At 54.3% G+C, this 254-nt stretch carries 1 rRNA gene; it reads left to right on the top strand.

The window, feature by feature from the left end:
* Positions 1-254: ribosomal RNA gene (locus tag GEV02_RS32715) — 16S ribosomal RNA — on the top strand; the annotation flags it as partial.

Raw genomic sequence — 254 nt, 5'->3', positions numbered from 1 at the left:
GGTCCAGACTCCTACGGGAGGCAGCAGTGGGGAATTTTGGACAATGGGCGCAAGCCTGATCCAGCAATGCCGCGTGAGTGAAGAAGGCCTTCGGGTTGTAAAGCTCTTTTGTCAGGGAAGAAACGGTCTGCTCTAATACAGCGGGCTAATGACGGTACCTGAAGAATAAGCACCGGCTAACTACGTGCCAGCAGCCGCGGTAATACGTAGGGTGCAAGCGTTAATCGGAATTACTGGGCGTAAAGCGTGCGCAG

This window comes from Rugamonas aquatica, from assembly GCF_009380215.1.
Classification (GTDB): Bacteria; Pseudomonadota; Gammaproteobacteria; order Burkholderiales; family Burkholderiaceae_D; genus Rugamonas; species Rugamonas aquatica_B.
This window is presented reverse-complemented; position numbering and strand designations above follow the sequence as displayed.